Raw genomic sequence first — 6,981 nt, forward strand, 5'->3', positions numbered from 1 at the left:
GCCCGCCCCCGTCCACCTATCCGCACCGGCCCCGCTCCGAGGGGCTCAGAAGAACACCGACCTCCGCCGCACCAGCAGCCGGTACAGCGTGTGCTGGATCTGCTCCCGCACCTGATCCGTCAGGTTGAACATCAGCATCGGGTCCTCCGCCGCCTCCACCGGATACCCGCTCGTGGGGATCGGCTCCCCGAACTGGATCGTCCACTTCGTCGGCAGCGGCACCGCCCCGAGCGGCCCCAGCCAGGGAAACGTCGGCGTGATCGGGAAGTACGGAAAGCCGAGCAGCCGCGCCAGCGTCTTCGAGTTGCCGATCATCGGGTAGATCTCCTCCGCCCCCACGATCGAGCACGGCACGATCGGCACCCCGGCCCGCAACGCCGTGGACACGAAACCGCCCCGCCCGAAGCGCTGGAGCTTGTACCGCTCCCCGAACGGCTTCCCGATGCCCTTGAACCCCTCCGGCATCACCCCCACCACCTCGCCCTGCCGCAGCAGCCGCTCCGCGTCCTCCGCACAGGCCAGCGTGTGCCCGGCCTTGCGGGCCAGCTCGTTGACCACCGGCAGCATGAACACCAGATCCGCGGCGAGCAGCCGCAGATGACGCCCCGCCGGATGGTTGTCGTGCACGGCGACCTGGAGCATCAGCCCGTCCAGCGGCAGCGTCCCCGAATGGTTGGACACGATCAGCGCCCCGCCCTCCGCGGGAATGTTCTCGATGCCCTTCACCTCGACCCGGAAGTACTTCTCGTACACCGGCCGCAGCAGCGACATCAGGACCTGATCGGTCAGCTCCTCGTCGTAGCCGAACTCGTCGACGTCGTACTCACCGGTGACCCGCCGTCGCAGGAACGCCAGCCCCCCGGCGATCCGCCGGTCCCAGTCGCCGCGCTCCGGGCCCTCCTGCCGGCCGGAGGGCGCCGCTCCGTCCCCCGGCTCCCGCCGGGGCTCCGGGGCGTCCTGCTGCCCTGGAAGGGCGCTCACGGCCGCCGTGCCCGCCGCAGGGGCCCGGCGCCGGGCCGGACGCGCCGCACCACCCGCCCGCGAACGGTCCTCGTCGAACGGAATGACCTTGGCATCCGCCATCCTCGGTGCGCTCCTCTACCTGCCGCCGGAGGACGGCACGCTGTCGCCGTCCCCGCTGATCCCCGAAACATCGCCGCCCGCCCCCGCGAACGACAGCGCCGCCAGCCGGTCGACCGCACCGCCCACCACCTCGGGCGGCAGCAGCCCCGCCCCCTGCCCGCGGACGAACTCCGCGAACGTCTCCGCCGTGCCGAACCGGGGGTGGAAGCCCAGCGTCTCGCGCATCTGGACCGTCGAGACCACCCGGCCATGGGTGAGCAGCCGGATCTGCTCCGGCGAGAAATCCGTCATCCCGACCCTGCGCAGCGCCTGGCCGACCCAGGTCACCGCGGGCAGCAGCAACGGCGCCGTCGGCCGCCCCAGCCGCCGCGAGCACTGCGAGAGCAGCAGCACCCCGTCCCCGGCGATGTTGAACGTGCCGCTGTTCAGCGTCCCGCGCCCCGGCTCCCCCGCCGCCACGCCCAGGACGTCGACGACATCGTCCTCGTGCACGAACTGGAGCCTCGGGTCGTATCCGAACACCGTCGGCAGCACCGGCAGCGACAGATAGTCCGCGAGCGGCGAATCGGCCCGCGGTCCGAGGATGTTCGCGAACCGGAGCACGCACACCGCCACGTCCGGCCGCCGGCGCGCGAACCCGCGCACGTAGCCCTCGACCTCCACCACGTCCTTGGCGAAGCCACCGCTGGGCAGCGACTTGGGCGGGGTGGTCTCCGTGAAGACCGCCGGATCGCGCGGCGCCGAGCCGTACACGTTCGTACTGGACTTGACCACCAGCCGCCGTACACTCGGCGACTTCTGGCAGGCGCCGAGCAGCTGCATGGTGCCGATGACGTTGGTCTCCTTGACCGTCGTCCGGCCGCCCGCGCCGACCGCCTTGGCCGAGACGTCCAGATGCACCACGGTGTCCACCGCGTGCTCGGCGAGCACCCGGGCGATCGCGGGCTGCCGGACGTCCGCCCGTACGAACACCGCGTCGCCCAGCGTGTGCCCCGGCGCGACCGCGTCGACGGCGATCACCCGGTCCACCCCCGGATCCCGCTGGACACGCCGCACGAAGCGGCCGCCCAGCTGCCGGGCCGCTCCCGTGACCAGCACGACCTTCCCCAAGATCAGCGCCTTCCGTCGAAAGGAATCCCTGGCCGTCACCGTAGCGGGTGAAACGCACCGCAGCCCTTCCACCGGACCGGTGGAAGGGCTGCGGGAAACACGAACTGCGTTCGCCTACTTCTTGTTGCGACGCTGAACGCGCGTGCGCTTGAGCAGCTTGCGGTGCTTCTTCTTGGCCATCCGCTTGCGCCGCTTCTTGATAACAGAGCCCACGACTACCCTCGCTCACTTCTTCTTCACTGGTGCGGGGCGTCTGGGCCCACACGACCTACGTCGGCCTAGCCTACCCGCCAGCGCGTGAGGGGCGTAATCCGAGGTGAACCTCAGGCGGACTCCACCCCCACAAAGGACTCGCGGAGATACTCGTGAACCGCTTGCTCCGGCACCCGGAAGGACCTGCCCACCCGGATCGCCGGCAGATGCCCGCTGTGCACCAAGCGGTACACGGTCATCTTCGACACTCTCATGACCGAGGCGACTTCCGCCACAGTCAGGAACTTGACCTCGTTGAGAGGCCTCTCGCTGTCAGCAGCCATGACTCACCTGTACCTTCCGCACGAGACGCGCACCGGCTTCCCCTCCGGTGACTCTTCGTCGTTGTGCGCTCACTGCCCAGGTTAGGGGCGGGTGATGCGAGTGGGGAAGAGGGGAGACGATCGACCGCCTACCGTGACAGAAACGCCCGATTGAGTACATACCGAGTGAGCGGCCGGTAGAAGGCCGACGGCACCCCGTCGTCCACCGGAACGGCCACCGCCACCCGCCCCTCGGCCTCCCCGACGAACAGCGCGGGATCGTCCGTGTCCGCCAGGCCGATGGCCTCGATGCCCAGCTGACCTGCCCCGCAGACCCAGCCGTGGTCCCCGACCACCAGTTCCGGAAGCGGGCCGCGCTCCTCCGCGGCCGCCGCCAGGACGACCCGGACCGGCAAGGGTGAATGGGTGTGTGCGCCGGTGTCACCACCGTCCTCCCGTGCGCCGGGCTCACGCACCATCGCGACTCCCCGTACGTAGTCGAGGCTGCACGTACGTACGCCGAACCGGGTCGTTATGTCGACACATCGCCCCTGCGCCGGGGTGAGTACACGGCATCCCGCCGCCGACATCGCGTCTGCCAGCGCTGCGTAGAAACCGAGCAGCCGATGCGGATGCCCGGTCCCGAACAGCACCGGCGCCCGCCGCTCCGCCGCGCACGACAGCCGGTCCGCGAAGGCGTCCAGGCCCGCCAGCGTCCGCTCCGGATCGATCACGTCCGGCCCCAGGACATGCGCCGGATCGTCCGAGACCCCGCACTTGTCGGCCATCAGCCGCAGCAGATCGGCCTCCGCCCAGCCCCCTCCGGGAAGCAGACCGAGCGTCACCCGCGGATCCCCGGCCGCGAAGAGCCGGTAACTCCGCAGACTGGTCTCCCTCGACGTGGCCACGGGCCCGGCCAGCCGGGCCGCCAGCAGATGCGCACGCAGCGCTCCGGTGCTCAACACCCCACGATGCTCCCCCACCCGCCCGGACGAGGGGCCGGAAGCCGATGACTCCATACCGTTGGCGCAACCATTACGCGCCACCGCGCACGAGCCCGCGCACACGAGCCCCACGCACGAGCCCGCGCGTACGCACAGCCGCCCGCGGCCCGGCTCAGGTCAGCAGCCCCCGCAGCGGGAACGCCGCCCGCCGCGCCGCACGCACCGCCTGGTCCAGCCGGTCCGCCGGGTCGTACCCCTCCTCCCACGGCTTCCAGGAGGGCGTCCGCCCGTCCGTCATCCTGGCCGGCCCCAACTGCCGGGTACGGGCGTACACCTCGGCCCGCCACGACTCCGGGATCATCGACTCCGGCTCCACCGGGGCGTGCGCGGCGATGCCCACCAGATGCGTCCAGGACCGCGGCACCACATCCACCACCGCGTAACCGCCCCCGCCGAGCGCCACCCACCGACCGCCCTCCGCGTACGCGTGGGCCAGGTCGTGACAGGCCGACATCACCGCGCGCTGCGCGTCCAGCGACACCGCGAGATGGGCGAGCGGGTCCTCGAAATGCGTATCGGCCCCGTGCTGGGTCACCAGCACCTGTGGCCGGAAATCCGCCAACAGCTCCGGCACCACCGCGTGGAAGGCCCGCAGCCACCCCGCGTCCCCCGTACCGGCCGGCAGCGCCACGTTCACCGCACCGCCCTCACCGGCCCCGGAGCCGGTCTCCTCCGGCCAGCCGGTGTGCGGGAAGAGCGTCCGCGGGTGCTCGTGCAGCGAGATGGTCAGGACCCTCGGGTCCTCCCAGAACGCCGCCTGCACCCCGTCACCGTGGTGCACGTCCACGTCGACGTACGCGATCCGCTCGGCGCCCAGCTCCAGCATGCGTGCGATGGCGAGCGCCGGGTCGTTGTAGATGCAGAACCCGGCCGCACCGCCCGGCATGGCGTGGTGCAGCCCGCCCGTGAAGTTCACCGCGTGCGCGGTGTCCCCGCGCCACACCGCCTCGGCGGCCGCCACCGACTGCCCGGCGATCAGCGCCGAGACCTCGTGCATCCCGGCGAACGCCGGATCGTCCACCGTCCCGAGCCCGTAGCGCTGATCGGCCCGCTTCGGATCGGCCGAGGCGGCCCGCACCGCGGCCACGTAGTCCTCGCGGTGCACCAGCCGCAGCGTGGACTCCCCGGCGGGCCGGCCCGCCACCACGTCCACCGCGCCGTCGAGCCCGAACGCCCGGACCAGCCCCATGGTCAGGGCCAGCCGGACGGGGTCCATCGGGTGACTCGCCCCGAAGTCGTATCCCGTTACTGCGTCATCCCACATCAGCTGTGCGCGGCCGCTCATGCCCGCCACCGTATCGGGCGGACTCCGCCCCGAACGACTTGGCGTACACCAGCGTCGCGAGCACCAGCACCATCGGTACGAGCATCGCGCCCCGGTAGCTCCAGGCGTCCCCTATCGCACCCACCAGCGGCGATCCCACCAGGAATCCCACGTAGTTGAAGATGTTCAGCCGGGCGATGGCGGTGTCGCTCGCCCCGGGGAACATCCGCCCGCCGGCGGCGAAGGTCTGCGGCACGATCACGCACAGCCCGAGCCCCAGCAGTGTGAACCCGAGCATCCCGGTCCATGCCCCGCCGGCCGCCGCAACCACGACGAACCCGGCCGCCGCCAGCACGCTCCCGCTCCGCACCACGGCCACGGCCCCGAACCGCCGCACCCCCAGGTCCCCGACGGCCCGCCCCAGCAGCGTCGTCACCATGTACACGTTGTACGGCAGGGTCGACAGCTGTTCCGAGCTCCCCAGGACGTCCTGGAGGTACTTCGCGCTCCAGTTGGAGACCGTGGAGTCCCCTATGTACGCGAAGCTCATCACGAGGCAGAGCGGCATCAGCAGCTTGAACGAGACGGACCCGGCCCCCTTGCCCCGGTCACCCGGCTCCTTCTCCGCGGAGTCCGAGGAAGCGCCGTCCGCGTACCACCGGCTCCCCACGAGGGCGGCGGGCAGCAGCACGACGACCGCCGGGAGGTAGGAGACCAGCAACGAGAGGTCCCAGTGGGCCCCGGCCCACGCCATGGAGGCTCCGGCGATCCCGCCCAGGCTGTACGCGGCGTGGAAGCCGAGCATGATGGACCGTCCGTAGGCCCGCTGGAGGCTGACCCCCATCATGTTCATGGAGGCGTCGAGCGCCCCGACTGCGAGCCCGAACATGCCGAGCGCGAACGCCGCTTCCCACAGCGTGTTCCCGGCTCCGGCCCCGAGTAGCGCGAGCAGCACGACGGGCTGGGCCCACCGCAGCACGATCCTGGGCCGTACGCGTACGACGAGCTTCTCCGTGACCACGCTGCCCGCCCCGGCCAGGATGGGCACCGCCGCCAGGAACGCGGGCAACAGCCCGTCCGATATCCCGTACCGGTCCTGAATGGCGGGGATCCGCGTCACCAGCAGAGCGAAGGTGACTCCCTGGACAAAAAAGCTCAGCGTGAGGGAGGCCCTGCCGTGCCGCAAACCAGCATGTGTCATGGCCGCGAGCGTAGGGCCAGTTTCTACCGGTGGGTAGATGGATCACGCGAGCAATTCGCGCAGCTGACTCATGTCGGAGAAGCACCCGGTCGCCCCGGTGAGCCGGTCCGCGGGCATCATCGACGTGAACCCGTACACGTCCATGCCCGCGGCCCTGGCCGCCTCCACGCCGAGCGGGCTGTCCTCGATGACGACGCACCGTTCGGGGGCCACGCCCATCCGCTCGGCGGCCAGCAGAAACAGGTCGGGCGCCGGCTTTCCCTGCCCGACGTCCTCCGCGCTGAAGATCCAATTCTCCTCGAACCACTGGTCGAGCCCGGTCCTGCGGTGCCCGACCCGGATCCGCTCGTGACTCCCGGAGGAGGCGACACAGTACGGAACGCCGTCGGCGACCAGCTTCCCCAGGACGTTCTCGACGCCCTGGACCGGTTCCAGCTCCTGCTCGAACGCGGCGAAGACCCGCTCGTAGTACCTCTCGTCGAAATCCGGGGGCAGCTTCTCCCCGGTCCGCTCCTCCACGAGGTCGTGCACCCTGTGCATCGCGGCCCCCATGAAGTCCCTCAGACACTCCTGGTACGACGTGGGGTGACCGAGCTCAGTCAAATACTCGGCCATGATGGTGTTGGCGATCGGCTCGCTGTCCACGAGCACACCGTCGTTGTCGAAGATGACCAGTTCGTAGCGCATGGATCGAGCCTAGACGTTCGGGAACGCGAAAAAGCCCCGTGTCCTGACGGACACGGGGCTCATTCACAAAAGGAGTTCGGCGGCGTCCTACTCTCCCACAGGGTCCCCCCTGCAGTA

8 protein-coding genes are annotated in these 6,981 nt (G+C 70.6%); all 8 read right to left on the reverse strand.

Annotation, left to right across the window (positions count from 1 at the left end):
• Positions 1-45 precede the first annotated feature (45 nt).
• Positions 46-1,083: a lysophospholipid acyltransferase family protein gene (locus ACFCV8_RS34940; protein ID WP_376689545.1), complete on the reverse strand. Its 1,038-nt coding sequence runs from the start codon at positions 1,081-1,083 to the stop codon at positions 46-48.
• A gap of 15 nt (positions 1,084-1,098) precedes the next feature.
• On the reverse strand, positions 1,099-2,193 hold the full coding sequence (locus ACFCV8_RS34945) for an NAD-dependent epimerase/dehydratase family protein (RefSeq protein WP_376689546.1): 1,095 nt from the start codon (positions 2,191-2,193) through the stop codon (positions 1,099-1,101).
• A 114-nt stretch (positions 2,194-2,307) separates the two neighbouring features.
• Positions 2,308-2,406: a 30S ribosomal protein bS22 gene (locus ACFCV8_RS34950; protein WP_003948845.1), complete on the reverse strand. Its 99-nt coding sequence runs from the start codon at positions 2,404-2,406 to the stop codon at positions 2,308-2,310.
• A gap of 110 nt (positions 2,407-2,516) precedes the next feature.
• Positions 2,517-2,729 carry a helix-turn-helix domain-containing protein gene (locus ACFCV8_RS34955; protein WP_158070919.1) on the reverse strand — a complete coding sequence of 71 codons (213 nt, stop codon included), beginning with the start codon at positions 2,727-2,729 and terminating at the stop codon, positions 2,517-2,519.
• Positions 2,730-2,857: 128 nt separating this feature from the next.
• The gene (locus tag ACFCV8_RS34960; RefSeq protein ID WP_376689547.1) at positions 2,858-3,673 is read right to left on the reverse strand and encodes a phosphatase; all 816 of its coding nucleotides are present in this window, start codon (positions 3,671-3,673) and stop codon (positions 2,858-2,860) included.
• A gap of 151 nt (positions 3,674-3,824) precedes the next feature.
• Positions 3,825-4,997, reverse strand: a complete 1,173-nt coding sequence (locus ACFCV8_RS34965; RefSeq protein WP_376689548.1) for an acetoin utilization protein AcuC — start codon at positions 4,995-4,997, stop codon at positions 3,825-3,827.
• Complete coding sequence (locus ACFCV8_RS34970; protein WP_376689549.1) at positions 4,966-6,177, reverse strand: MFS transporter; 1,212 nt, start codon at positions 6,175-6,177, stop codon at positions 4,966-4,968. The genes ACFCV8_RS34965 and ACFCV8_RS34970 overlap by 32 nt, the downstream gene beginning before the upstream one ends.
• Positions 6,178-6,219: 42 nt before the next feature.
• A complete protein-coding gene (locus ACFCV8_RS34975; RefSeq protein WP_376689550.1) occupies positions 6,220-6,864 on the reverse strand; it encodes an HAD family hydrolase in 645 nt (214 codons plus the stop codon).
• Positions 6,865-6,981 lie beyond the last annotated feature (117 nt).

It is taken from the genome of Streptomyces sp. NPDC056347 (genome assembly GCF_042262625.1).
Taxonomy (GTDB): Bacteria; Actinomycetota; Actinomycetes; order Streptomycetales; family Streptomycetaceae; genus Streptomyces.